Raw genomic sequence first — 26370 nt, 5'->3', positions numbered from 1 at the left:
GCATTAAAATCTAATTAAACATGGCTGGAGGAAAAGAAACGACAAGGCAGAAGATGATCAACATGATGTATCTGGTGTTGCTAGCAATGCTTGCCTTAAACGTTTCAGATACAATCTTAAATGCGTTTAAGAATATTAACGATAGTTTGGATGATTCTAAAACTAGTGTAAGCAATAGCTTAGATCAGGTATTTAGCACATTCCAAAATACAGAATTAAAGAACAAACCAGAACGTGCCCAACCACTTTGGGATAAAGCCCAAAAGGCTAAAGCTTACGCAGATGAGTTGAATAAAGACATTTTAAGATTAAAAGATGAATTTAAAACTGCAGGTGAGGGTATTGATCCAGAAACTGGGGACTTCGTTTTAAGAGATAATCAAGATATTTCTAGTAATATCATGATTAATAAAAAAGAAGGCGAAAAATTAAAAGCTAAAATTAATGATACACGCGCAAAATTAATTGCTTTACTTGACCCAAAAGATCGTAGAAATGTTTCATTTTCATTAGAAGCCAAAGATCCTAAAAAATCTAATGGTGGAAGAAAATGGGAGGATGTGAATTTTGGTGAAGGAATTCCATTAACTGCGGCAAATACCATATTAACAAAAATTCAGTCTGACGTTCAAAATGCTGAAGCAGAGATTGTTAAGAAAATTTTTGGAGAATTAAATCCTACACAAATGACTTTAGATAGGTTTAAAGCCGTTGCAGTACCTTCTGGAAGTTATGTAATTCAAGGTCAACCTTATAAAGCTGAAGTATTTTTAACTGCAAGTGATTCTAAATCAAACCCAGAAATTACCGTTGGGGGTAGCTCATTAAATGTAAAAGATGGGGTTGGTACTTATACTGGTGGAACTGGAAGCGTTGGTTCATTTACTTGGAAAGGAACTATTAGAGTTAAACAAGCGGATGGGGAAGTGAAAACATATGAAACTCAGCCGATCACTTACCAAGTTGCAAAACCATCAGCTACTGTTTCTTCAACCAATTTAAATGTAATTTATGCGGGTATTCCAAATCCATTCTCTATATCGGCTCCAGGCTTTTCTTTAGAAAGCATTAAAGCAAGTATGTCTGGAGGTTCAATCTCCGGTTCTGCAGGTAGATTTATGGTAAATGTAGGTGGTGGAATGATTGGTCAGGAAGTGTCAATTAGTGTATCTGCTAGTGCTGCCGGAAAGTCGCTTAACCTTGGTACAAATAAGTTTAGGGTAAAAGCAGTGCCTAATCCGACCGCTAAATTTGCAGGTAAAATGGGCGGCATTATTTCTGGAAATTTATTAGCTAGAGAAAATCAAGTTTTAGCAGTTTTGGAAAATTTTGAATTTGATATCAAAGCAAGAGTTACTAAATTTAATGTAACTGTTGTTAGACCACGTCAAGATGCCCAAGTTTATTATTGCCAAGGCGACAATTTTAATGCACAAGCTAAAGCTGCATTGTCGAATTTGCCATTTAAATCGGTTGTTTATATTGATAATATTGTTGCTCAAATGCCAGATGGACGTACGCCAACTTTAAATTCAATGGTATTTACCGTAAACTAAAAAATTATGAAAAAAGTATTTTTTCTGTCCATATTTCTTTTGACAACGGTTTTTGCTTTTGCACAAAATCAAGTAACACCTCCTGCACAAGACAAAAAAACCAAAGTAAAGAAGAAGGGTCCAAAACAAGATGGGTTTATTTATAAAGAAGTAAGTGAAGCTGACACTGTTATCCCTTATTCTGAAGTTAGAAAGGAAGATGTTGCCTATACGAAAAGAATTTGGCGTGAAATTGATTTAAGAGACCGTGGTAATCAAATACTTGCCTCACCAAAAGTTAATTTATTAAGTGTCATTTATGATGCCGTTAGCAATGGGGAGCTAGATCTTTATTCTAGTGAAGATGAGGATTTTAAAGGCGAGCCAATAGGACAGAAAAAAGGCAATGATCCAAAGGTTACCAATAGTTCTGCCGCGGATACCGCTTTCTTAGGGGTAAATCCTGGTACGAATGAAGTTAACAGAGCAAATAATGAATTTTTTGCAGCTAGTTTTACCACATTAAGAATTAAGGAAGATTGGATATTAGATATTAGACGAGGTATTTTTGAACCAAGAATAATAGGTATTGCTCCGGTTAGAATTGATGTTAAAACTCAGGTTGACAATAACGGAAATCCAGTTGCTGATCCAACAACAGGCAAACCAAGAGCAGATACTTTAAAAACCGTAGCAGGCTGGTTATATTTTGACGATTTAAGAGAAATTTTAGTGAAGCATAAAATTGCTAATGATCAGAATGACAACTCAGGGATTACTTTTGATGATGTATTTGTAAGAAGATTATTCTTTAGCAACATTACAAAATCTTCAAACGCTGCTGATAATAGAATAGAAGATATTTTATTTAATCCGAAAGATAGGTTATTAGAATCTGAAAGAATTAAAAGAGCAATGGCTGATTTTGAGCAGGGACTTTGGGAATATTAACGCCTAATCCTTAATTAGCAAATTCAATAAATAACTTAAAAGCTTCGAGTAAATCGGAGCTTTTTTTTATGCACTAAAATAGTTGTTAAGTGCGATCATTTGTTTCTTATTTAATAACTGAGTTAGTTCTTCCTCTTTTGCTTCCTTTATCCTTTTTACAGATTTAAATTTTACTAGTAGCTTGTCTGCGGTAGACTTGCCAATTCCTGGAATTAATTCTAACTCTGTTTTTAAAGTACCTTGATCTCTTTTCTTGCGGTGGAAAGTAATACCGAAACGGTGTGCCTCATCACGCAACTGCTGAATTATTTTTAATGTTTCGGATTTCTTGTCTAAATACAAAGGAAAACTATCTCCAGGATAATACAATTCTTCCAAGCGTTTTGCAATGCCAATAACGGTTACTTTTTTATCAATACCCAATTTTTTTAAACTAGCTACTGCAGATGATAATTGACCTTTACCGCCATCAATTATAATTAGCTGCGGCAATGTCCCTTCTTCATCTAGCATGCGCTTATATCGCCTGTAAACAGCCTCTTCCATCGTCGCAAAGTCATTAGGTCCTTCTACAGTTTTCACATTAAAATGACGGTAATCTTTTTTACTTGGTTTGGCATCTTTAAAAACCACAATAGCAGAAACTGGGTACTTCCCCTGAAAGTTAGAATTGTCAAAACATTCAATATGTTGAGGTAATTGAGTGAGTCTTAAATCCTTTTGCATTTGAGTTAAGATCCGATCAGTTCTCAAATCTGGATTTAATTTCTCATATTGATTTAGCTTTTCACGCTTAAAGAACAATACATTTTTTTGAGAAAGCTCTAGTAAATTCTTCTTTTCTCCAAGCTTTGGTACAATTAGCTTTAAATTTTCATCAACTAATGACACAGGAAACGGAACCACTATTTCTTTTGAAGTGCTTTTGAATTTTGTTCTAAACTCGGTAATAGCTATAGTTAATAGTTCTTCATCACTTTCATCCAACCGCTTTTTAATCTCTATTGTTTGAGTTTGAATAATGCTTCCATTCATTACCTTTAAATAATTTACAAAAGCATAACGTTCATCAGAAGCAATGCTAACCACGTCAATGTTTGTAATGGCGCTATTAACCACAGTAGATTTACTTTGGTATTTTTCTAAAACGACTAACTTTTTTTGATAGGAGTGTGCAAGTTCAAAATTCAGGTCTTCAGAAGCAGTTTTAACTACTTGTTTTACATTTCTGATTACATTGCCAATTTTACCATTCAAAATATCTTTAATCTCTTCAATATTCTGGTCGTAATCTGCTTTACTTTGGTAATTCTGACAAGGCCCCTTACAATTGCCAATTTGATATTCTAAACAAACTTTAAACTTCCCAGCATCAATGTTTTGAGGCGTTAGTGGCAGATTGCACGTTCTTAAGGTATAGGTTTCTTTAATTAAATCTAAAATGGTGTGCATCATCCCTACAGAAGCGTATGGGCCAAAGTAAGTAGAGCCATCTTTAACATACTTTCTTGTCCAATAAATTCGCGGAAATTGTTCTTTTTTGATGATAATCCATGGATAGGTTTTATCATCTTTTAACATAATGTTATAGCGAGGCTGATGCTTTTTAATCAAGCTATTTTCTAATAGCCAAGCATCAATTTCGGTATCAACTATAGTAAAACTAATTCTTCTTATTTTAGAAACTAAAACCCTGGTTTTGCCATTAAATTGATTATTCTCTTGATTGAAATAAGAACCTACTCGATTACGTAGATCCTTAGCCTTTCCAATATAAATAAGCGTATCATCCACATCAAAATACTGGTAAACGCCAGGCTTATGTGGAATATCGGCCAATGCCTTTTTATAATCGAAAGCACTCATTAATTTTTGGGATGATTATTAAAAACTAGAAACCTAATTTCTTATCGAGCTCTGGAGTAGTTTGTTCTGGCGGCAAATATTGATTGCAATCATAAACAATTGATACACCACTTTTAGGAGCCTCAAAATCTGCTTTACTTATCTTGAGACTAGGATTTGCATACACCCGTTTCATAAAACCTGCATAAATTGGTAGCGCCGAATTAGCACCTTCTCCATCTCTAGTGCTTGTAAAGTGGAAAGCCCTATCTTCACACCCTGTCCAAACCCCTGCAACTAAATCTGGTGTTATAGACATAAACCATCCATCAGAATTGTTTTGTGTTGTTCCTGTTTTACCACCAGTTGGAGCATTTATGCCATATTTCCCAATCAATCTGTATCCAGTGCCACCAGTAATTACTCCACGAAGCATTCTTGTCATAACGTAAGCCACTTCTTCATTAAGTATTACTTTAATAACCGGTTTGCTGTCATATAAAATAACACCATTTTTGTCTTCTATTTTAAGAATATATGTTGGTTGTGTCCAGGCTCCTTTATTTGCAAATACACCATAAGCACCAACCATATCATAAATAGATGCATCAAAAGAACCTAAAGAAATAGAGGGGACAATTGGTACATCAGAGGTAATGCCCATTTTTTTGATCTCATTAGCTACAGCTGTTGGTCCAACTTGCTGCATCAAATAAGCTGCAATGTAATTTTGTGAGTATGCTAAAGCTTTTTGTAAGGTTATTGAGCCAGGTAAGGTTCCGGATGAGCGTGGCGTCCAATCTGGGCTGCCTGGATTTGATATAGTTACAGGAACATTTGGTACTGTTAAACAAGGAGACATTCCATTTTCTATTGCTACAGTATAGGTAAATGGTTTAGCTGTAGAACCCACTTGACGGGTACCCATCTTCACTTGATCATATTTGAAATGCTCAAAATTTATTCCGCCAACCCATGCTTTAATATAACCTGTTTTAGGATCCATTGCCATCATAGCATTGCGTAATAGCAATTTATAATATTTAACAGAGTCAATGGGTTTCATTAAAGTGTCAATATTTCCTTTCCAAGTGAAAATGGTAAGCCTACTTGGCGTATTAAAATCTTGTTTAATCTCTTCGTCAGATTTTCCTTCCAGCTTTAAAGATTTATATCTATCAGAACGTTTAACGCCTTGTTCAATTTGCAATTCCATTCCTTTAAAAGGATTGCGTCCCTTCCAACTATTGGTAAATTGCTTTTGAAGAATTTTCATGTATTCTTTTTGAGCTTCTTCTGCATAAACCTGCATGTCATAATTAATAGTCGTGGTAATTTTTAAGCCATCTCTATCTAAATCGTATGGAACCCCATTTTTTGTAATAGAACGTTCTTCTAAAATTTTCTTTACCTCTGATTTTAGTACAGATCTAAAATAAGGTGCTATACCATCATTTGTTGTAGCTGCGTTAAAGTGTAAATCTAGCGGTTTATCTTTTACCGCTTCAAATTCTTGAGCGGTCAATAAATCAGCTTTTACCATTAAAGCCATCACTGTATTACGTCTGGTTAATGCTCTTTCTGGATTTCTAGTTGGCGAATATCTGGTTATACCTCTCTGAATACCTACCAAAACTGCCGCTTGTGGTACTGTTAGTTTGTCTGGCGTGGTATTGTAATAAACCCTTGCTGCAGACTTGATTCCGTAAGCTTGGTTTCCGAAATCAACCGTGTTTAAATACATAGTGATAATTTCTTCTTTGGTGTAGTTACGCTCCAGCTTTACTGCAATTACCCATTCTTGAAATTTTTGGATGATTCTTTTAAGGTAGTTCTTCTGGCGACCTTCTTCAGAGAATAAATTAAGTGCTAGCTGCTGTGTAATTGTACTTCCACCTTGTTTTTTTCCCATTAATGCATAGGCAAAAATGGTAAATGTTCTTTTAAAATCTATACCAGAGTGAGAACGATACCTTACATCTTCGGTTGCAATTAATGCATTGATTACGTTTGGAGAAATTTGACTGTAATTTACATTGGAACGATTTTTCACAAAATAAGTTCCTAGTACTTTTCCATCTTCTGAAATAACTTCTGTGGCCTCATTGCTTTTCGGATGCTCAATGGCTCTAAATGAAGGAATATCACCAAATACACCAAAACCAATCAAAACGATAAAAATTGCAAAAAATACCATTCCACCAATAAGCAATTTCCAAAGCCTGCGGTTGTATTTTTTGATATCTTCTTGTGTTATGCCTGTAGATTTATTCATTTCTATTAATAATTGCTTTTGAAAAACTCAATATATCTATTTAATGTTTCTCTATTTTTTATTTTAGCAAAGTTATCTTTTGTGATGAAAAAACCAGTGTATTTTGTTGCAGGTACTTTCATAATTCTAGGTAATTGTGGAGTAATACCTTCAAAGTAGTTTCTAACATCAGTTAAATTCTCAAAATTACCTACATAAATTAATTGGTCATCGTCTAATTCTTCAAGTTGATGTTTTAATCCAGTTCCTGGAAAATTGCCCCTATTAAACTGCCCTACACCAAAACGTGAAGAACTTACACTTACTGTTACGTCTCCAACTGCAATTACATAATAGTAAGTATTAGATTCAGCTTTGCTAAATAAAATTTCTACAGCCGGACTAACTATGGGCTGATTTGGTGCCGTAATTTGAGTAGGTGTTGGTGGGTTAACAATAGGAACGTTCGCATCAGGAATAACTTTTTTAGGCCCAGGGATTACAGGGTCAATAATTTTTAATGGTTCTTGTTTAATAACGGTTATTGAGTTTTCTTGTTGTGCTATAAAACGAGGCTCTGTAGCATCAAAATCTATTAGCGCAATCTTTCTGGCTTTAAAACTTGCTAAATTTGCATTTATGTAAGCCAAGTGATCTTTTACTAATGGATTAATTAATTGATCATTAGGGTGTTGTGTAATTATTTTGTTAAAGACAGTAAGTAGGCTGTCTACATTTTGAGTTCTACCAATGGCAATGGCTTTTAAATAATCATATTGCGCTTGTAGGCTGTTTCCAGGAAAACGCTGATTAATTTCATTTGCTCCAATAATAACCGATGAAAAGTCTTTTTTCTCATATTTATCAAAAACAGCATTGTAAGCATTATTAACTTCTACATCTAATGCATTTTGCTTAGCTGAAAAATTCGGATCTAAAATAGTTTTGGCATAAACAGAATTTGGAAATTTCGCCAATACCATATTTTTATAACTTTCTGATTTAGATAAATCTCTTTTTGTATTACCTAAATATAAACTATAATAGATAGCATCTAAATGATTGTTTTGAGGATAACGAGCTAATAAGATTTCATAAACTTTAGTTGCTTCTTCCTGATCTTCTAATACTTGCTGATAGAAACTTGCAATTTCAAAATAAGCCTCAATGATCTGTTGATCAGATTTGCTCCTTTGCTCTGCTGTTAAAGGTAGGAGCAAACTATAGGCTTTAATTTTCTCAGTTTTATCAAGAACAGTCGTGCTTTTTATGTCGTTTGATGATTCTGTTCCAATTACCGATGCTTGATTTTGCTGGTTAACTTGAGCAGAAGATTTTAAACTTTGCCGCCAATTATCTTCTAAAGGTCTATTTCCCCATTTCTTTTTGAAATCTGTAAAACCTGTGCTAATTGCTGATGTATTGCTGAAATAAAAAGCTCCGTTGTTTCTTGATTTAAAAGGGTCATTAATTTTACTAGACTTTTCATTTCCTACGGTTTTTACATTTGTTATTGAATTTTTTTTAGGTTCAAATATTTCATCCAGCATCTTCTCTCTTGCCTGTTCTGGTAATTTGGCAATCATTTGAAGGGAGTCTTGTTTTGCGATAGTTTGATAACGCTGAGTTAAATATTCTAGGTTTTGACTCTTTTTGAGAATTGCATCATAACCTAGGTAGGTTTTAGGTAAAGTATTTGCTGCACTATCATAATATAGCTTAGCGTTTACATAATTGCCTAGGTTTTTGAAATTTAGATCCGCAAGTTTTAAGTAAGTGAGGCCTTTTTGATATTGATTAATGGTACTTTTGCTAGTAGAAAGCTTGTAATATTCTTCTGCCTTTGCATAATCGGCATCTCCGTAATAATCTTCAGCTACTTCATAATAAATTTGATCTGTATAATCAAAATTCTTATCATCTTTTAAAAGTTTTAATAATGCCTGTTTACGATTAGAAGATTGATCATTTAACAAATCGTTAATTCTAATTTTACTAAGCTTTGCGTTAAAATACATTTCGAAGGGGGCATTGCTATTTTCTACTTTAGTGTAGCTTTTTAAGCTAGCATCATATTCCTTTTCATGTTCATAAAGCTGGGCTAATATATAAGGCCACCTTGTTCTACTTTGTATTTGATTGCTTTCTTTTATTGCAGCTTCTAGGTAAGTAATGGCTTTTTTATAATCTAGTTGATCAATGCTCATTTGAGCCAAAGTGGCCAGAGGCTCTGCTTTTTCACTTTTTACAGAGTCTAATGTGGTGTAAACTGTATCTAGTACTTTAATAGCTAAATCATAATTATTTAACCGCATTAAACTACGGGCCTTCCATGTCAATGCATTTAAATAGACCTTATTGTTATTTTTATAGGTTCTTGCTGTATAGTCAAAATATTCTGTAGCTGTAAAGTAGTTTCCTTTATAAAAATTGGTTTTACCTAAAAGGATATAAGCCTCATCTATATAATTACTAAGTGCTTTCTCGGCAACAATAGTTTGTGCTTTTTGGGTAATTTCATCTAAAGCTTTATCGCTATTTTGGGGTGGTGCTGTACTTGAATAATCAATTTGCTCAGGAGCTATATAAACAGCTAAAAAGTTGTCATAGTTGTCTTTGTGCGTCTGAGAAAGATTTTCCTGATAGGTATTTAATAAAACATTTGAGTTATAAATGTAGTTATAACGAGCAGAAAGATTTTGTAAACCCCTGTTCTTGGCGTTGTTCTTTTGCGTAGAACAACCAGAAAAGATGGCTATGCTTAAGCAAGATATTAGAATCTTTATGCTGAGTTTTGTGTAGTTGTTCAAGAATTTATGGTTGTGTATTGCTACAATATAACAAAATGTATGCAAAAATATTTTATTCGCCCATAAATTCTCAATATTTAAAGGTATATTTTTAATTGAATATTTTTTTATGACAAATTCTGATGACAACCAGCCTAAAAAGCAGGCAACCAATTTTGCAAAATATACAGGAATAGCATTTCAGATGTTAGCTACTATAGGTTTGCTAGTGTTTATTGGATATAAAATTGATGAACACCAAAAAAGTGCTAAACCTATATTTACAGCTATTTTAGGTTTATTAGGCGTCATTATTTCTTTGGTACAGGTTGTAAGATCTTTAAACAAAAATAAATAAGGCCCTAGAAATTGGACAATTTGCGAAAATTATGCTACAGTATTCCCGTAGTACTGAACCTAATTAAAAAATGAATTTGTTTGCTAGCTTTATTTACCTTTGCAAATAAATTAGTAAAGGTTTTGGGTATACAACGTTTCATTTTATATTATGTCATATATACTGTTTTTTTAGCAAGTATAGCGATTTCACTTCCGTATATTTTTCCTGATGTAAAACTTTTAGCAAATAAATTTTGGTTGGTTTTTGGGTTTTTGGGTGTGCTGACCTTTATCGCTTATATTTTGGCTTTTATTGGTATTAAACGCAATCCAGAAACTGGAATAATGGCAATAATGGGGTCAATTGCATTGAAAATGCTTTTTTCTATGGCTTTTGTGCTGATTTACAGCATAAATAACAAAGGGAAAGACCTAATATTCGTCTTCAATTTTTTTTCTTTATATTTATTGTTTACTGGCTTTGAAATATACGGTTTGTTACGTAACTTGCGCCACCAAAATAAATAGTAAAAATCTGCGAGTAAATGGATTGTAGCCACGTTTTTGAGTTTAAGTTTAAGAGGTTAATTGTTGTTTTTACGCTTTTTTCGGCGTTTTTGTTGGTTTCTCTGGGTGCAAATGCACAAGTGGATACCGCACATCATGCAGAAAATACGCATGAAGAAACAGCAAAAGAGAAGAAGTTTGATATTGGTAAATTTGCTTTACATCATATTTCGGATTCTCATAGTTGGCATGTAATTGGTGACACCTATATCGGTTTGCCAGTAATGTTATATGCCAATGGCAAATTGGTAACATTTAATAGTGCAGATTTCAATCATGATGATGATGCAAAAGTTGTAGTTGAAAAAAACGGTCAACGTTTTGTTAAAATGCATGAGAAAATCTATTTAGCATCAGCTTCTGCAAACGAGCATGGTCAATATGTAGAGCTAGATGAAAAGCATCATGCTAAAAATGCTCGCCCATTAGATTTGTCATTAACTAAAAACGCTTGCACCTTATTATTATCGGTAATTGTTTTATTGGCAGTGTTTTTAAATGTGGCTAAAGGTTATCGTAAAAATAAAGGTAAATCTCCTAAAGGTTTACAATCATGGATGGAACCAATTATTCTTTTTGTTCGTGATGATATTGCTAAGCCAAATTTAGGGCATAAATATGAGCGTTTCATGCCATATCTATTAACTGTTTTCTTTTTCATTTGGTTTAACAATATGTTAGGATTAGTTCCTTTCTTACCGGGTGGTGCTAACTTAACAGGTAATATTGCTGTAACTATGGTATTGGCGCTTGCCACATTCTTTATTACAGTATTTAATGGGAATAAATACTATTGGAAACATATTTTCATGCCTGATGTGCCTTGGTGGATGTATATCGTAATGGTGCCGGTTGAGCTTTTTGGTATCTTTACTAAGCCAATTGCATTGATGATACGTTTGTTCGCAAACATTACCGCAGGTCACATCTTAGTATTGTCATTAATCTGTTTAGTATTTGTATTTAACAGTTTATATATCGCGCCAGTTTCTATTGCATTTGCAGTATTTATTGGAGCAATTGAGTTGCTTGTAGCGTTTATTCAAGCATTCATTTTTACCATTTTATCAGCTTTGTTTATTGGTATGGCTGTAGAAGAACACCATTAATAAGAATATTTTTTTAACAACAATTAATATATAAAATCATGATTACAGGAAGTATTGCTGCAATTGGTGCAGGATTAGCTGCGATTGGCGCTGGTCTAGGTATCGGACGTATTGGTGGTTCTGCGATGGACGGTATTGCTCGTCAGCCAGAAGCTGCCTCAAAAATTCAAACTGCGATGTTAATCGCTGCAGCTTTCGTTGAAGCTGTTGCATTATTCGCGGTAGTAGTTGCCTTAATGGGTAACGGATAGTATTAAATTGTATTGGGCCTAAGAGCCCAATACTTTTTGTTAAAAGAAAAACAGATTAATATATAATTAGATGGAATTATTAGTACCAGAATTTGGCTTAGTTATCCTTCAAACCATAGCGTTTTTATTGCTAATGTTTTTATTGGCCAAGTTCGCTTGGAAACCAGTATTGGCAGCTATTAAAGAACGTGAGCAATCTATTGATGATGCGTTAAACAAAGCTGAATTAGCTAAACAAGAAATGGCTCGTTTAACTTCTCAAAACGAAGAGTTAATGAAACAGGCTCGTGCAGATCGTGATGAGATTTTAAAAGAAGCTAAAATTCTTAAGGATAGCATTGTTAATGAAGCTAAAACTTCGGCTCAAACTGAAGGTGCTAAATTGATTGAAAAAGCTCGTATTGAGATTGAAAATCAAAAGAAAGCAGCATTGGCTGAATTAAAAGGACAAGTTTCTACTTTGTCATTAGATATTGCAGAACGTGTTTTACGTAGCCAATTAGATGATAAAGCAAAACAACAGGATTTGGTTAACAACCTGTTAAAAGATGTGGAATTAAACTAAGTTATAAGTATTACGTTTTAAGTTTTAAGTTTTAGTTCTGTACTTAACAGTAACTTACAACTTACAACTTACAACTTACAACTAAAATATATGTCAAGTAAAGCAGCAAGCAGATACGCAAAATCATTAATCGACCTTTCTACAGAGCAAAATGCTTTGCAGGATATGATGAATGATATGGTGTTATTTGAGCAAGTTGTAGATCACAACAGCGAACTAGAAGCGATTTTAAAAAACCCTATTGTGCCTTTAGATAAAAAAGCAGGTATTTTAAATGATGTTTTTGGCGCCAAAGTCCATAAAATAACTCAAAGCTTTTTGAAACTAGTAGTGAATAAAGGAAGAGCAGGCATTTTATTTGAAACTTCTAAACAGTTCATTAGTCAATACAATTTTATTAAAGGTATTGTAACTGCAGAAGTAACATCGGCTATTGCACTAAATGATGCTACTAAAACTGAGATTGTTGCCTTGGTTAAAAAAGAAATGGGTGCTAATGAAGTTATTGTTAAAGAAAAAGTTGACGAAAAACTAATTGGTGGCTTTATTTTAAAAGTTGGCGATAAACAATTTGATGCTAGTATTTCTAGCGGCTTAAATAAATTGAAAAAAGAATTTGCACAAGGTATTTTCTAGTTGCTATTAAAAGCAAGCTAAGAATCACTGAACGTAAAAATATAAACCCGATTGATAGCGATAGCTCTTGAGCTGAAAGCGAAAAGACTAAAGCAGAAAGCGGGACTGAAATAACAAAAGGGTACAAGATTTACATTTTCAAAAAGAAATCAAAATAAAAATTATGGTAGAGGTAAGACCAGACGAAGTTTCGGCAATTATCAGACAACAATTGTCAGGCTTTAAATCAGAAGCTGAACTTGAAGAAGTTGGTACCGTATTACAAGTGGGTGATGGTATTGCTCGTGTTTACGGCTTAACTAAAGTTCAAAGTGGCGAGTTAGTTGAGTTTGCTAACGGGTTGCAAGGTATTGTATTGAACCTTGAAGAAGATAACGTGGGTGTGGTTTTGTTAGGCCCATCTGACGAAATCAAAGAAGGTGATACTATTAAACGTACTAAAAAAATTGCCTCTATTAAAGTTGGTGAAGGTATGTTGGGTCGTGTTGTAAACACACTTGGCGAGCCTATCGACGGTAAAGGACCAATCTTAGGACAGACTTACGAAATGCCTTTGGAGCGTAAAGCACCAGGTGTAATTTATCGTCAGCCAGTTACTGAGCCTTTACAAACTGGTATTAAAGCAATTGATGCAATGATTCCAATTGGTCGTGGTCAACGTGAGTTGGTTATCGGTGACCGTCAGATTGGTAAAACTGCTGTTTGTATCGATACTATTATCAATCAAAAAGAATTTTACGAAGCAGGTAATCCTGTGTTCTGTATATACGTAGCTTGTGGTCAAAAAGCAAGTACAGTTGCAAACGTTGTTCGTACTTTAGAAGAAAACGGCGCAATGGCTTATACAGTTGTTGTTGCTGCATCTGCTGCTGAACCTGCTCCATTGCAGTTTTACGCTCCATTTGCTGGTGCTGCAATTGGTGAGTTTTTCCGTGATACTGGTCGCCCAGCTTTAATTGTTTATGATGATTTGTCTAAGCAAGCTGTGGCTTACCGTGAGGTGTCATTGTTACTACGTCGTCCTCCAGGTCGTGAAGCTTATCCAGGTGATGTATTCTATCTTCACAGTCGTTTATTAGAGCGTGCTGCGAAAATCAACTCAAATGATGATATCGCACAAGCGATGAACGATTTACCAGAATCATTAAAAGGTATCGTTAAAGGTGGTGGTTCATTAACTGCATTGCCAATTATCGAAACTCAAGCTGGTGACGTTTCTGCATATATTCCAACTAACGTAATTTCGATTACTGATGGTCAGATTTTCTTAGAGTCAAACTTGTTTAACTCAGGTATTCGTCCGGCTATTAACGTAGGTATTTCGGTATCACGTGTGGGTGGTAATGCTCAAATTAAATCAATGAAAAAAGTAGCTGGTACTTTAAAATTAGATCAGGCTCAATATCGTGAGTTAGAGGCTTTCTCTAAATTCGGGTCTGATTTAGATGCTGCTACAAAATCTGTTTTAGATAAAGGTGCTCGTAACGTAGAGATGTTAAAACAAGCTCAGTTCTCTCCATTTACAGTTGAGAAACAAGTTGCGATCGTTTACTTAGGTACTAAGAACCTAATGCGTTCTGTTCCTGTAAACAAAGTAAAAGAATTTGAAGCTGAGTTTTTACAAGCATTAGAATTGCGTCATCCAGAAACTTTAGCTTCTTTAAAAGCAGGTAAGTTAGATGATGCAGTTGAAGTGTTAGAAAGAGTAGCAAAAGAGATTTCAAGTAAATATTAATTAGATACAAGTAGCGAGTATCAAGTATCAAGAAATGGGTACAAATCCAATCTTGATACTCGATACTTAATACTCGATACTTAGAAAATGGCTAATTTAAAAGAAGTAAGAATTCGTATATCATCGGTACAATCTACCCAGCAGATAACCAAAGCTATGAAAATGGTTTCGGCTGCGAAGTTAAAGCGTGCTACCAATGCTATTGTTCAGTTACGTCCGTATGCTACTAAATTGAAAGAGATTTTAGGAAATCTTTCTGCAAGTTTAGAAGGATCATCTTCTCCATATATTCAGGAACGTGAGCCTAACAAAGTATTAGTTGTTATTGTATCGTCAAACCGTGGTTTGGCAGGTGCTTTTAACATGAACGTAATTAAAACTGCGAATAATTTAATTGCCGAGAAATATAGTGAGCAGCTTAAAAATGGTAATGTAAGTATCGTTGCTGTTGGTAAAAAGGCTCAAGATTTTTATGAGAAGCGTAATTATAATGTTATTGGAAACAATAACGAAGTTTATACGGCTTTAAATTTTGATAACGTAAGTAAAATTACTGATGCTATCATGGAAGGGTTTGCTAAAGGCGAATTTGATAAAGTGGAGTTGGTTTACAACCGTTTTAAAAACGCTGCTGTACAAATTTTAACTTCTGAGCAATTACTGCCTTTACCTAAAGCAGAAACTACAACAGAGACTAAAACAACAACAAATGTTGACTATATTTTAGAACCGAATCAAGAAGAAATTGTAACACAATTGATTCCTAAGTCGATTAAAACCCAGTTGTACAAAGCAGTTTTAGATTCTCATGCTTCAGAACATGGGGCTCGTATGACATCTATGGATAAAGCAACAGAAAATGCTGGAGACTTAATTAAAGCATTAAAATTAGCTTATAACCAAGCTCGTCAGGCTGCAATTACTACAGAGTTAACGGAAATTGTAAGTGGTGCTGCTGCACTTAATGGATAAACCCCTAAATCCCCTTATGGGGACTTAAAATATTAAAACCCTTACCTTAATTGGTAAGGGTTTTTTGTTTCTAAAACATTTTAAACTTTATCTTTGATTAAAATATATCTTGATGAAAAAATATATCATATTATGGATGCTGGGCATCTTGCCAATTTTTGCTATTGCGCAAAAAAATCCAGAAAGAGATTATACAAATGCAGTCCTATGGCAACAACATAGTGGAGAATATAGAGCACTTTCTTTTCAGGCCTATAACTTTGCTCGTTTATCTTTAAAAGAAGCTTTGTGGGCACAGGCCAATGGCAAAACTAACTGTGTAATTGTAGATGCTGATGAAACTATTTTAGATAACTCAGCTTTTCAGGGTCATGAGATTAAAAAAGGAGTTAGTTATGTACAAAAAGATTGGACAGAATGGACGGCTTTAGCTCAAGCCGATACTGTACCTGGAGCCCTATCATTTTTAAAGTTTGCAACTGCTAAAAATGTAGAAGTATTTTATGTAACCAATAGGGAAGTTGCAGATCATGATGGAACTTTAAAAAATCTACAGAAATTTGGTTTCCCCAATGCGGATGAAGCACACTTATTATTAAAAACTACAACTTCAGATAAAGAACCTCGCCGTCAAAAAATACTAGAAAAGTATAATGTATTGCTGCTATGTGGAGATAATTTGAGTGATTTCTCTAATGTTTTTTATCGTGAAGGAAAGGATACAAAAGAACAAGTTAATCTAATGCAAAACCAATTTGGTACTCGTTTTATCGTATTGCCAAATCCAATGTATGGCGATTGGGAGAAGCTTCTTTATAAAGGAGATAAGCTTAATGAAACTGATAAAGGAAAACAAAGATTAGATAAACTTAAAAGTTACTAATTTGTTGCTTTATTTAGCTAATTAATATTATTTTTGTAGCATACAATTTTAAAAAACAATAAGATGAATCAATCAGAAGAAAGAGAACAAAGCATGAAAACTGCTAATGAAACTTCTATTTATAAATTAATTTTAGTTGGAGTTTTAGTAAGCATACTTGGAGTTTATTTACGTTTCGCTTTTGATTCTACTATCCTTTCAATTGTGTCATGGGCTATCTTATTAATTGGCACTGTAATATGCTGCAAGGCTGTTTTTAAAATTCTGAACGCAAAGTAAAACATACCATTTTATACTTATAAATCCTCTTTAGTTTTGGCTAAAGAGGATTTTTTGTTTTGTAGTATTTCTGTTACAATAGAAGATTTAAGGTTACTTCTGCATCATGTTGGCATTAAGCAATACCGGCCGGTACAAATAACAATATCAAATTTATTCCTGAAACTACTATGGGTATGCTATGTCTTTTGCATAGTTGCATACAGTAATTTCATAACCAAAAACTATAGATTATGAAAAAGTATTTATTTTGTATCGCCATTTTCAGTTTGATTTTTGGCTGTAACTCAGATAAAAAAGATTATGCAGCTGATGAATCAGTTAGTAAAGAAGTAGTAATTGCCGATGCTGCCGACACCTCTGCAGCTCCTAAAATTATCAAAACTGCAGACATGCGCTTTCGCGTTAAGGATGTGCAAGACACTAAAGAAAAATTAAGCTCAACTATTAAAGCCCAAGGTGGAACTGTTGCTGAGTTTTCAATTAATAGCTCAATTCAAGAAAGCGATAAAGTAAAATACTCTACTGATTCGTTAAAGGAAATTACCTCTTACAGAAAAGAAGGATTAGTGATTGCGAAAATCCCTTCAGAAAAACTTGATGATTTCATCAATACTATTGCTAGAATGGCAGTTTTTGTAGATAATCAGGCAATGAAAATGGATGACCAAAGTATTGCTTATTTGGCTAATAAACTAAAAGCCCAAAATAGAGCTGAAGCTTTAAATACAATTAATCAGACAGCAAAGAGAAAGGGTAATAATGTAGAAACATCATTGTATATCAAAGACGATTATGTAGATAAAAAGATAGAAAACATGGATATTGATGATCGGGTAAAGTTCAGCACAATTACTTTAAACTTTTATCAAGATAATACAGTAAAAACTTTAATCGTTGGCAATGATAATCTTTCTGATTACAAGCCAGGATTTTTTAAACGTTTAGGACTAAATATGCTCGAGGGATGGAAATTCTTTAAAGAGATCATTCTTGCTCTTTCTACTTTGTGGATGTTTATTGTATTAGGATTGGCAGTATTTTTTGGAATTAGGTATTACTTGAGAAGTAAAAAAGTTTAAAACAATCTAAATAGATACCCGTCATTTCGAATGAGTTTTTCACGCGGAGAAATCTTTCAATAACTATAACAAAAAGTTTTATAGTGCTTATAAAAATAGATTTAGCTTTGCTGAGCACTTCGTGGTTCTTGTCGTTGCACTCGCTCGAAATGACGGTTAAAGATTTACTTAATCCGCTTTTTATTATCCTTTGCAAAAGCATCCCAACCTGAATAAGATTTGCCAGTATTACTTGTGCTAATTCTTTGAAACGAATGGCAAACAGCGACTGCTAAGCCATCAGTTGCATCTAGAAACTCTGGAGTTTCTTTAAAATTTAATAACCTTTGCAACATTGCAGCAACTTGTTCCTTACTTGCAGTTCCTTTTCCTGTTATGGATTGTTTGATTTTTCGTGGTGCATATTCTGTTACCGAAATATTCCTTGATAATGCAGCAGCCATTGCTATTCCTTGTGCCCTGCCCAGTTTTAGCATCACCTGAATATTCTTTCCATAGAATGGAGCCTCAATGGCTAAAACATCTGGTTTATATTCATCTATCAGGCCAATGGTTTTTTCGAAAATGCGTTGTAGTTTTAAGAAATGATCGTCTAAATGATCCATTCTAACAATGCCCATGCTAACCAACTCAATTTTGCTACCTTTCTCTAATACAATGCCATAGCCCATTATTGCTGTACCTGGGTCTATACCCATTATCACACGTTCCTTTTTTTCAATCAACATTACAACAATATTAAGCATATTTGCACAGACAAAAAGTAAAAATTTGACAACTCGATATAAAAAGATATTCTCTATTCTAATTAAAATTGCTATTGTAGTTTTTGCCTTCTGGTTTATTTATGCAAAATTGATTGGGCATAAAGACTTAAAAGAATTTTTAGTGCTTATTAACGAAATGCCAACGGTTCAAATCTGGGTCGTACTTTCTACAGTTATGGGCTTAATGTTGATTAATTGGGGTTTAGAGGCATTTAAATGGAAAAGATTAATTAAGCCTATTGAGCCTATTAACTTATGGCTAGCTATTGAATCTGTTTTTTGTGGGTTGACCTGGGCAGTTTTTACACCTAATAGGCTTGGAGAATACGGTGGAAGGGTGTTTTTTCTTTCCCCAAAAAGAAGAATTATTGGGGTTGTAGCAATGGCAGTTGGCAATATTGGGCAATTGGTTTTAACTAATGTTTTTGGTGCAATTGCAGTATGTATTTTTGTATACAGATTTACAGCAATTGATCATAGGTTATTGTTAGCGGTATTTGCTTTAGCCACTGCTTTTTGTATGTTTTTTATTGTTTTTTACTTCAATATCAAATGGTTAAACGGTATTTTATTAGCTATGCGATTTACACGTAAGTATAAAAAGTTCTATTCCATCTTGGCTCGGTATAAAAAAGTTGAATTGTTTAAAATATTGCTTTTTTGTTTGGCAAGATACGCTGTGTTTAGTACTCAATATTTCATTATGTTTTTATGGCTTGTTCCAACTATTAACTTTTTAGATATTGTAATGTTGGTTAGTATATTGTTCTTTGTTCAATCATCACTACCGTCTCTAGATTTATTAGATATTGGCATTAGAAGTATAACTGCATTGTTTTTCTTTAAGTATGTTACCCAAGAAAATGCTGCTGTAGTTGCATGTATTGCAAGTATTTGGCTTATAAATATCATTATTCCTGCTATATTAGGAACTTATTTCGTTTTTAAACTCAATTTCTTTGGAGGTAATCAGCGCACTTAGTTATTTTTCTGTTTTTCTTACCATTATCTATGTATTTGTAGTGGCTACATTTATTAGAGGCTGGGCAAAATTAGACTTGTTTAAGCATGATGAAAGTCCTGCCCAAACCAAAGTTTCTATATTAATTGCAGCCAGAAATGAAGAAAAGCTAATTGGAAAGACCATTGATGATATTTTGGCACAAAACTATGATAAGGCTTTAATGGAAATTATCGTCATAGATGATCATTCAACAGATAGAACGTCAGCAATTATATCAGCTTATGCAAACCAAGGGGTAAAATTAATCCAATTAAATGAAGCCAATGCCTTAAATTCTTACAAGAAAAAAGCAATACAAACTGCAATAGGGCAATCTACAGGGAAATTAATAATTACCACAGATGCAGATTGTAGGATGGGAGAAAATTGGTTAAAAACTATCGTTAACTGTTACGAAATCAATGCTTATAAAATGATTTCTTCCCCTGTGGCCTATTTTGAAGAAAAAAGCTTTTTTGAAAGATTACAGACCTTAGAGTTTTCTTATTTAATTGGTTTGGGTGCCTCAACTATTGGCAATAAAAACCCAAGTACATGCAATGGAGCAAATCTAGCTTATGAAAGAGAAGCTTTTTTCGAAGTTGGAGGCTTTAAAGGTATTGATGATTTAGCCTCTGGAGACGATGAATTATTACTTCACAAAATGGCAGCTATTTATGAAGGAAAGATTGGGTTTTTAAAAAACACCGATGCTATTGTTTATACCCATGCTAAGCCCACACTTGTTGAACTGATACAACAACGTAAAAGATGGGCATCAAAAAGTACAAGGTATAAAGAGAAATCTGTGATTATACTAGGAATTAGTATTTGGTTATTTAATCTTAGTATTATTTTAAATGCAATACTGGCAATTGTTTTTCCTAACGGAGATAGTATTCGTTTTTTAGTATTTCAGCTTATTTTTAAAATGGGAATGGAATCCGCTTTTTTAAGTAGCATTACAAGTTTCTTTAAAAGAAAACAATTATTAGTTTTACTGCCAATATTAAGTCTATTACATATTTTGTACATTGTTTACATTGGCATTGCTGGTAATTCTGGCAGGTACAGTTGGAAAGGCAGAATGGTTAAATAAGTCATGAATAATAGTCCTTCGAAAAAAGTATGGAAAAGATTTAAACGCAATAAACTTGCGTTTGGTGGATTAATTTTCATCTCATTGTTAATGCTGATGGGAATTTTGGGTTATCTTATTATTCCAGACCAAACTCCTTATGCCAATACCCAACGCTTGCAATTAAATAAGATTAAACCTGGTAGAACATTTCAATTCTTAATAACTAGTAAGGATAAGAATTTGAAACAAGTAAATGTTTTAGAAAAAATGTTTTTTGGTCAAGAAGCAAATTTTAAAAGCATCCCAATAACTTCTGTGAGGGTAACAGATCAGGAAGTTATTGCTTATGAATATGTTGGTGACGATGAAAAGCCCATAGAAAAGAGATTTCCTATTACTAATTTTTTCTCTTCTAATACTACTCTCCCTGCCGGACAAACAGCAGCCCAGTACCTGAATGATAATTATGTTTATAAACAAACCTTTTGGTTAGGGACAGATGTATATGGCAGAGATATGTTAAGCAGAATGATACTTGGTATTCGTGTTTCACTTTCCGTAGGTTTAATGGCTGTACTTATCTCTTTGTTTATAGGGGTAAGTTTAGGAGCAATTGCAGGCTACTTTGGTGGCAAAACAGACGCTGCTATTAGTTGGTTTATGAATGTAGTTTGGTCATTACCATCGCTACTTTTAGTTATTGCAATTTCATTTGCTCTAGGTAAGGGTTTCTGGCAAATATTTATCGCCGTAGGTTTGTCTACTTGGGTTGATGTGGCTCGTTTAGTTCGTGGACAGGTAATGTCTTTAAAAGAGGTTGAGTTTGTTGAAGCCTCAAAGGCCTTGGGTTTTTCTACAGCCAGAACAATTATTAAACACATATTGCCAAATGTTGCAGGCCCAATTCTAGTAGTAGCTTCTGCAAATTTTGCATCGGCTATATTATTAGAAACGGGATTAAGCTTTTTAGGTTTTGGAGCACAACCACCCATGCCAAGTTGGGGAACAATGATTAAAGAACATTATGGTTATATCATTATGGATGCAGCTTACTTAGCCATTTTACCAGGATTAGCCATTATGTTAACTGTTTATGCATTTAACTTAATAGCAATTGGCTTACGCGATGCTTTTGATGTAAAAGGCCAAAATGTTACGGTTTAAATAACTGAATTGTCAGCTTGTTTTATTTTTAGATGACTTTGCTAATGGATTAAACGTTAAGGCTAAATCGATCCAAAATTTTAAGTCTTCATTTTTCACAAGAACATCTTCAGATACAAAAACATAACCTTTCATTGGTTTTTTGCCATGAATCATTTGTCGCCAACCATCTAAATCTGCAATTTCATCAACCGAATCAGGGTTCATTCTCACCATTAACTCACTAGCCGAAACGCCAATACACATTTTGCCATCTACCATAAAAACTAAGCCGCTAAACATCTGCTTTTCTTCTACTCGACGTAAATGTGCCAGTTGAGTTCGAACTCTGTTAGCCAATTCTTCATTATAAAGCATATCACTTGTTTAAAACTAATTTAAACTTTAATATCCTTTTCGCAAAAATTGATCGTTATTATTTAAATTTGCATTGTGTTATTAAACTGTTATCATATAGAATTAATTGAAGCTGGTTGCGATGAAGCTGGTAGAGGCTGCTTAGCTGGTCCTGTTTCGGCTGCTGCCGTAATTTTACCTAAAGATTTTTATTTGGAAGGTTTGGATGATTCTAAAAAACTAACACATTTACAACGTGAAGAATTAAGACCAATTATAGAAAGAGAGGCTTTGTCTTGGGCTGTAGCGTTTGTAGATCACGAAGAAATTGATGAAATTAATATTTTAAATGCATCTTTTTTAGCAATGCACAGGGCCATAGAAAAATTAATGATTATTCCACAACATCTTGTTATTGATGGTAATCGTTTCAAAGCCTATCCAGAAATTCCACATTGCTGTATTGTTAAAGGCGATGGCAAGTATTTAAATATTGCTGCAGCTTCCATTTTGGCCAAAACACATAGAGATGAATATATGGCAAATCTTCATCTAGATTTTCCGCATTACAATTGGAAACAGAACAAGGGATATCCTACAATAGCACATAGAAATGCTGTAATAGAACTTGGTTTATCACCATTCCATCGTAAAACTTTTAATGTTAGCGATCCTCAATTAACTCTTTCTTTCGAAGCAGAAGTTTAATTCGTACTTTCACCTTGTGAAAGTCTTAATGCTAACCAATAGAGTCCCCTTTCCACCAAATAGTGGTTATCCCATTGTGGTTTATAATACCATAAAAGGTTTGCTTAAATTAGGGGTCGACGTTACTTTATTTAGCATAAATGCCTCTAAACACAATGTAGATGTAGATGATATTTACGATCCAGTGTTTGAGAAAATCAATTTTCATTCTTTTAATATTGATACTGAAGTAAATATTTGGGGTGCATTTTTCAACATATTTTCTAACCAATCTTACAATGTTTCTCGTTTTTATGATGAAGATGCAGAGAAGCTTTTAGAAAATGTTTTAAGAGAACAAGAGTTTGATATTGTTCAGTTTGAAGGCTTGTTTGTTGTTCCTTATTTAGATACAATTAAAGAACACAGTAAAGCAAAGCTGATTTATAGGGCACATAATATAGAGTTTGATGTTTGGGAAAAGTTAGCAGCAAGAGAACAATTTAGGCCACGAAGAAAATACCTAGAATTTTTATCTCGCAGATTAAAAGTTTACGAGACCGAACAAATCAATCGATTTCATCAAGTATTTGCTATTAGTGAACCAGATCGACAGAATATTTTAAGATTGGGATGTCAGACCCGATTAGATGTTTTTCCTGTTGCGATAGATTTTGAGAAATACAATGTAGATGTTACGAAAACTAGTTTCCCTACGCTGTTTCATTTAGGGGCAATGGATTGGCGACCAAATAAAGAAGGTTTAGAATGGTTTTTGGATGAGATTTGGCCAGATATAGAAAAATTAAGCGGTGAACTTCGATTTTACATTGCGGGAAAGAACATGCAAAAGCAGTTTTTCGATTACGATTCTGAAAATTTAATTGTTGAAGGTGAAGTTTTTGATGCGGTTGAATTTATGAACTCTAAAGCAATTATGATTGTGCCTTTGCTTTCTGGTAGCGGAATGAGGGTGAAGATTATTGAAGGTATGGCCATGCAAAAATGTATCATTGCTACAACAATGGCTGCTGAAGGAATCAACTGTGAAAACGGTAAAAATATTATGATTGCGGATACCCCAGATGAATTTTATCGCTCAATTCTCCAATGCATTACACAGCCGAATAAGTGGCAAGATATTGGTAAAAATGCTCGCAAAACGGTAGAGAGAGACCATGAAATTAATAGTAACGCAAAGCGGATGCTAGCTATTTATGAGATTTTGATTTTGAGTTAGCGCAGGTACGATTAAATCTAAAACTGTTAAAGATTTTAATCTATCAGCTGAACATGTCGAGGGCCACCACTTCTCAAACAGCTATGTTTTTTAATTTGTCAAGTCTGGGCCTGTTGAAGACCACTAATCTAGAACAGCCATGTTTTTAATCTGTCAGTCTGAGCCTGTCGAAGACTAATTTCAAAATCTTCTAGTACGACACAGAAAGTAATCAAACGTTTGTGTACAGTTTAAATGCGATAGATTTAAAAATTATCAATTAATGAATAATAATAAATTAAGGAAGCCTAATAAATCACATTTTGGCTGTTAATAAACATTTATAATGCAAACGTTTGTGTGGTGTTAAAACAAATAGGTTCCAATTACATAGCTAACTTAAGTTATTATAAACTTAATCACTAATTAATTTAAACCTACCATGAAATTAAAACAACTAAATTACATTTTCGTTTTTCTTCTTGCCTTTCTCTGTATGGGCTGCAAAAAAAGCGAAGGATTGGAGACTTCATTAACGGACTCTGCCTCAAACAAATTAAAAAACTTTGGTAAAACTAGTGTAGCAAGTGCTGGATCTGAAAATGCGGCGCCCTCTCAGTACCTTACGTTTACTTTTGCTAACGATGCAATACTTAAAATGCATAAAGTTAAGGTTACTCAATCTGCTAATTCTTCTTATTTTTCTGTCCTTATTTATGATGGTGCATATGCTGGCATTCAACAAACTTCAGATATAGCATACGGTACACCAAATGTTCTTATTTCATCTATGTGGGACCCAAGTACTGCCGGTAATGTATTAGCTACCGCATCTTATATTGCCCCCAATACCATTAGTAGCAGATTTGGCGGTGAAGGTGATGGTGTAAAAACAATTAATCCGTATCGTTGGACTGTTAATGTTTGGTACAATATGGTATTAAGGTCATGGAAGGAAAACAACAAGTTATATATAGCAACTTTTATTCAAAACCTATCAGATAACAAATGGTTTCATACCGCTACACTAACAATCCCCGAACGAAGCAATTTTTTGGGTAAGAATATTGATGCTTTTTTAGAAAATTGGGAAGGATTTCAATATGATGGTAGATATGTAAGGAAGGCGTTCTTTAAAGATGCTTGGAATTTAACAGAGGGTAACCAATGGGAAAAACATAGCTCTAGAGCGTTTAGTGCAAACGCTAATGATTTATATAGAAACGGAATTTATGATAGAGCCTTTAATGCTGGTTATGATGCAAATGAAGATGCTTACTTTATGGAACACGGTGGAAACGTTACGCCAAGTGCAGCATTTGGAAGTGGCCGTACTCTTGATCTACCTGTGCAAACAAATCAAGGGAGTGCACCAATTATTACAACTGGTACTATTTCTTCGGTCTCGGCTAGCTACAATAGTGGCTCTGTCACTGTAAATTGGGTTGTAGATCAGACAAAAAGTCCACAATTTTCATCTAAAGTAGAAATCCTAAATGCTGCAGGAGCTGTAGTTAATACAGTTAATTATAATTTGCCTGAGAAAAGAAGTGCAATCATTCCTCTTGCATTAGCAAATGGTAATTACACCGCAAGAGTTACTATAACCGATATTTTCAATCAAGTTTCTACTGCTGTTGTTGGTGCATTTACCACAAATCCAACTCCCATTGCCAATGGAACTTATAAGCTTGTAAATCTTGCTACCGGAAAATCATTAGACAATAATGGTGTAACAACAAACGGATCCGGAGTGAGGTTATATACAACTAAAGTTAGCAACAATCAAAAATGGGTAATTACATTTGTTAATGGTTATTACAGAATAAGCTGTTTAAGTGCAGCTGGCAAGTCTTTAGATAGTAGTAATAATACAGCTGATGGCTCTGCTGTAGTTCAATATAGTGATAACTCAGGTACAAATCAGCAGTGGTCATTAGTGTCAACTGGTGATGGTTATTACCATATTATCAACCGTACAAACGGTAAATATTTAGATTCTGTAAATGGTACTACTAATGGCTCTTTAGTTAAATTTTGGTCTCTAACTTCTGGTAGTAGTAAACAAAAATGGTCAATTGTTACCCCATAATAGAGTTAAATAGATAATAATTATTACTATAGTGCATAACTAAATAAAGTATGGCTGTTCGAATTGTTTAAAAGCAATCGAACAGTCTACTTAAACTGGTGGTTGTCTTAATTAGACCCTACAGTTTTTCTTTTCAAATTTTAAATACAGAAGACACTTCTTTAGATACTTCAACAAGCTCAGCAAGACAAATCACATAATAGTCTAAAAACATTGAGCTATTCTTAGT

The 26370-nt window shown here is 33.9% G+C and carries 24 protein-coding genes; 19 read left to right on the top strand and 5 right to left on the bottom strand.

Translation table 11 applies throughout. The annotated features are described in order from the left end of the window. Positions 1-20 precede the first annotated feature (20 nt). Positions 21-1556: a type IX secretion system motor protein PorM/GldM gene (gene porM, locus FA048_RS00895; RefSeq protein ID WP_136838119.1), complete on the top strand. Its 1536-nt coding sequence runs from the start codon at positions 21-23 to the stop codon at positions 1554-1556. Positions 1557-1562: 6 nt separating this feature from the next. Further along, positions 1563-2486 carry a type IX secretion system ring subunit PorN/GldN gene (gene porN / locus FA048_RS00890; RefSeq protein ID WP_136838118.1) on the top strand — a complete coding sequence of 308 codons (924 nt, stop codon included), beginning with the start codon at positions 1563-1565 and terminating at the stop codon, positions 2484-2486. Positions 2487-2552: 66 nt separating this feature from the next. Here porN and uvrC read toward each other — a convergent pair whose 3' ends face one another. Genes uvrC through porW form a run of 3 tightly spaced genes read right to left on the bottom strand, consistent with a single transcriptional unit; the run spans position 2553 to position 9395 of the window. After that, complete coding sequence (gene uvrC, locus FA048_RS00885; RefSeq protein ID WP_136838117.1) at positions 2553-4352, bottom strand: excinuclease ABC subunit UvrC; 1800 nt, start codon at positions 4350-4352, stop codon at positions 2553-2555. Between the two features lie 25 nt (positions 4353-4377). Then, entirely contained in the window at positions 4378-6606 is a 2229-nt protein-coding gene (locus FA048_RS00880) for a transglycosylase domain-containing protein (RefSeq protein ID WP_136838116.1), read from the bottom strand. Between the two features lie 5 nt (positions 6607-6611). Next, on the bottom strand, positions 6612-9395 hold the full coding sequence (gene porW, locus FA048_RS00875) for a type IX secretion system periplasmic lipoprotein PorW/SprE (RefSeq protein WP_136838115.1): 2784 nt from the start codon (positions 9393-9395) through the stop codon (positions 6612-6614). A gap of 109 nt (positions 9396-9504) precedes the next feature. Here porW and FA048_RS00870 point away from each other — a divergent pair, with 109 nt between their 5' ends. The 11 genes from FA048_RS00870 (at position 9505) to FA048_RS00820 (ending at position 17792) form a co-directional block, all read left to right on the top strand. Next, positions 9505-9732: an AtpZ/AtpI family protein gene (locus FA048_RS00870; RefSeq protein ID WP_136838114.1), complete on the top strand. Its 228-nt coding sequence runs from the start codon at positions 9505-9507 to the stop codon at positions 9730-9732. Positions 9733-9812: 80 nt separating this feature from the next. Beyond that, positions 9813-10241: a hypothetical protein gene (locus tag FA048_RS00865; RefSeq protein ID WP_225872442.1), complete on the top strand. Its 429-nt coding sequence runs from the start codon at positions 9813-9815 to the stop codon at positions 10239-10241. A 17-nt stretch (positions 10242-10258) separates the two neighbouring features. Continuing rightward, entirely contained in the window at positions 10259-11389 is a 1131-nt protein-coding gene (atpB, locus tag FA048_RS00860) for a F0F1 ATP synthase subunit A (protein WP_136838113.1), read from the top strand. Positions 11390-11430: 41 nt separating this feature from the next. Next, positions 11431-11640, top strand: a complete 210-nt coding sequence (atpE, locus tag FA048_RS00855; RefSeq protein WP_062551197.1) for an ATP synthase F0 subunit C — start codon at positions 11431-11433, stop codon at positions 11638-11640. 70 nt (positions 11641-11710) lie between these two features. Next, positions 11711-12205: a F0F1 ATP synthase subunit B gene (locus tag FA048_RS00850; protein WP_136838112.1), complete on the top strand. Its 495-nt coding sequence runs from the start codon at positions 11711-11713 to the stop codon at positions 12203-12205. Positions 12206-12295: 90 nt separating this feature from the next. Next, positions 12296-12841, top strand: coding sequence for an ATP synthase F1 subunit delta (atpH, locus tag FA048_RS00845; RefSeq protein ID WP_136838111.1), 546 nt, complete (start codon positions 12296-12298; stop codon positions 12839-12841). A 163-nt stretch (positions 12842-13004) separates the two neighbouring features. Beyond that, the gene (gene atpA / locus FA048_RS00840; RefSeq protein ID WP_136838110.1) at positions 13005-14576 is read left to right on the top strand and encodes a F0F1 ATP synthase subunit alpha; all 1572 of its coding nucleotides are present in this window, start codon (positions 13005-13007) and stop codon (positions 14574-14576) included. An 87-nt stretch (positions 14577-14663) separates the two neighbouring features. Then, complete coding sequence (gene atpG / locus FA048_RS00835) at positions 14664-15548, top strand: ATP synthase F1 subunit gamma (RefSeq protein ID WP_136838109.1); 885 nt, start codon at positions 14664-14666, stop codon at positions 15546-15548. A gap of 112 nt (positions 15549-15660) precedes the next feature. Beyond that, complete coding sequence (locus FA048_RS00830) at positions 15661-16431, top strand: 5'-nucleotidase, lipoprotein e(P4) family (protein ID WP_136838108.1); 771 nt, start codon at positions 15661-15663, stop codon at positions 16429-16431. Between the two features lie 63 nt (positions 16432-16494). Next, the gene (locus tag FA048_RS00825; protein WP_136838107.1) at positions 16495-16710 is read left to right on the top strand and encodes a hypothetical protein; all 216 of its coding nucleotides are present in this window, start codon (positions 16495-16497) and stop codon (positions 16708-16710) included. A 233-nt stretch (positions 16711-16943) separates the two neighbouring features. Next, positions 16944-17792: a DUF4349 domain-containing protein gene (locus FA048_RS00820; protein ID WP_136838106.1), complete on the top strand. Its 849-nt coding sequence runs from the start codon at positions 16944-16946 to the stop codon at positions 17790-17792. Positions 17793-17956: 164 nt separating this feature from the next. Here FA048_RS00820 and ruvC read toward each other — a convergent pair whose 3' ends face one another. After that, positions 17957-18520, bottom strand: coding sequence for a crossover junction endodeoxyribonuclease RuvC (ruvC, locus tag FA048_RS00815; protein ID WP_136838105.1), 564 nt, complete (start codon positions 18518-18520; stop codon positions 17957-17959). Positions 18521-18563: 43 nt separating this feature from the next. Here ruvC and FA048_RS00810 point away from each other — a divergent pair, with 43 nt between their 5' ends. The 3 genes from FA048_RS00810 to FA048_RS00800 are packed head-to-tail and all read left to right on the top strand — an operon-like array spanning position 18564 to position 21807. After that, complete coding sequence (locus FA048_RS00810) at positions 18564-19541, top strand: hypothetical protein (RefSeq protein ID WP_136838104.1); 978 nt, start codon at positions 18564-18566, stop codon at positions 19539-19541. Further along, the gene (locus FA048_RS00805) at positions 19519-20661 is read left to right on the top strand and encodes a glycosyltransferase family 2 protein (protein WP_136838103.1); all 1143 of its coding nucleotides are present in this window, start codon (positions 19519-19521) and stop codon (positions 20659-20661) included. The genes FA048_RS00810 and FA048_RS00805 overlap by 23 nt, the downstream gene beginning before the upstream one ends. Before the next feature lie 3 nt (positions 20662-20664). Then, complete coding sequence (locus FA048_RS00800; RefSeq protein ID WP_136838102.1) at positions 20665-21807, top strand: ABC transporter permease; 1143 nt, start codon at positions 20665-20667, stop codon at positions 21805-21807. Positions 21808-21819: 12 nt separating this feature from the next. On the opposite strand, the gene FA048_RS00795 is transcribed toward FA048_RS00800, so the two are convergent. Next, positions 21820-22164, bottom strand: coding sequence for a TfoX/Sxy family protein (locus FA048_RS00795; protein WP_136838101.1), 345 nt, complete (start codon positions 22162-22164; stop codon positions 21820-21822). Between the two features lie 75 nt (positions 22165-22239). Between FA048_RS00795 and FA048_RS00790 the strand changes: the two genes are divergently transcribed. The 3 genes from FA048_RS00790 (at position 22240) to FA048_RS00780 (ending at position 26141) form a co-directional block, all read left to right on the top strand. Further along, positions 22240-22851 (top strand): ribonuclease HII, encoded by a 612-nt coding sequence (locus tag FA048_RS00790; RefSeq protein WP_136838100.1) that lies wholly within the window; start codon positions 22240-22242, stop codon positions 22849-22851. Positions 22852-22879: 28 nt separating this feature from the next. Continuing rightward, complete coding sequence (locus FA048_RS00785; RefSeq protein ID WP_225872441.1) at positions 22880-24070, top strand: glycosyltransferase family 4 protein; 1191 nt, start codon at positions 22880-22882, stop codon at positions 24068-24070. Between the two features lie 475 nt (positions 24071-24545). Then, positions 24546-26141, top strand: a complete 1596-nt coding sequence (locus tag FA048_RS00780; protein WP_169306791.1) for a DUF3472 domain-containing protein — start codon at positions 24546-24548, stop codon at positions 26139-26141. Positions 26142-26370 lie beyond the last annotated feature (229 nt).

Source organism: Pedobacter polaris (assembly GCF_005116505.1).
Taxonomy (GTDB): domain Bacteria; phylum Bacteroidota; class Bacteroidia; order Sphingobacteriales; family Sphingobacteriaceae; genus Pedobacter; species Pedobacter polaris.
This window is presented reverse-complemented; position numbering and strand designations above follow the sequence as displayed.

Coding starts and splice junctions, on each gene's coding strand:
- porM (WP_136838119.1), top strand. CDS start 21: ATGGCTGGAGGAAAAGAAACGACAAGGCAGAAGATGATCAACATGATG.
- porN (WP_136838118.1), top strand. CDS start 1,563: ATGAAAAAAGTATTTTTTCTGTCCATATTTCTTTTGACAACGGTTTTT.
- uvrC (WP_136838117.1), bottom strand. CDS start 4,352: ATGAGTGCTTTCGATTATAAAAAGGCATTGGCCGATATTCCACATAAG.
- FA048_RS00880 (WP_136838116.1), bottom strand. CDS start 6,606: ATGAATAAATCTACAGGCATAACACAAGAAGATATCAAAAAATACAAC.
- FA048_RS00870 (WP_136838114.1), top strand. CDS start 9,505: ATGACAAATTCTGATGACAACCAGCCTAAAAAGCAGGCAACCAATTTT.
- atpB (WP_136838113.1), top strand. CDS start 10,259: ATGGATTGTAGCCACGTTTTTGAGTTTAAGTTTAAGAGGTTAATTGTT.
- FA048_RS00850 (WP_136838112.1), top strand. CDS start 11,711: ATGGAATTATTAGTACCAGAATTTGGCTTAGTTATCCTTCAAACCATA.
- atpH (WP_136838111.1), top strand. CDS start 12,296: ATGTCAAGTAAAGCAGCAAGCAGATACGCAAAATCATTAATCGACCTT.
- atpA (WP_136838110.1), top strand. CDS start 13,005: ATGGTAGAGGTAAGACCAGACGAAGTTTCGGCAATTATCAGACAACAA.
- atpG (WP_136838109.1), top strand. CDS start 14,664: ATGGCTAATTTAAAAGAAGTAAGAATTCGTATATCATCGGTACAATCT.
- FA048_RS00830 (WP_136838108.1), top strand. CDS start 15,661: ATGAAAAAATATATCATATTATGGATGCTGGGCATCTTGCCAATTTTT.
- FA048_RS00825 (WP_136838107.1), top strand. CDS start 16,495: ATGAATCAATCAGAAGAAAGAGAACAAAGCATGAAAACTGCTAATGAA.
- FA048_RS00820 (WP_136838106.1), top strand. CDS start 16,944: ATGAAAAAGTATTTATTTTGTATCGCCATTTTCAGTTTGATTTTTGGC.
- ruvC (WP_136838105.1), bottom strand. CDS start 18,520: ATGTTGATTGAAAAAAAGGAACGTGTGATAATGGGTATAGACCCAGGT.
- FA048_RS00800 (WP_136838102.1), top strand. CDS start 20,665: ATGAATAATAGTCCTTCGAAAAAAGTATGGAAAAGATTTAAACGCAAT.
- FA048_RS00795 (WP_136838101.1), bottom strand. CDS start 22,164: ATGCTTTATAATGAAGAATTGGCTAACAGAGTTCGAACTCAACTGGCA.
- FA048_RS00785 (WP_225872441.1), top strand. CDS start 22,880: ATGCTAACCAATAGAGTCCCCTTTCCACCAAATAGTGGTTATCCCATT.
- FA048_RS00780 (WP_169306791.1), top strand. CDS start 24,546: ATGGGCTGCAAAAAAAGCGAAGGATTGGAGACTTCATTAACGGACTCT.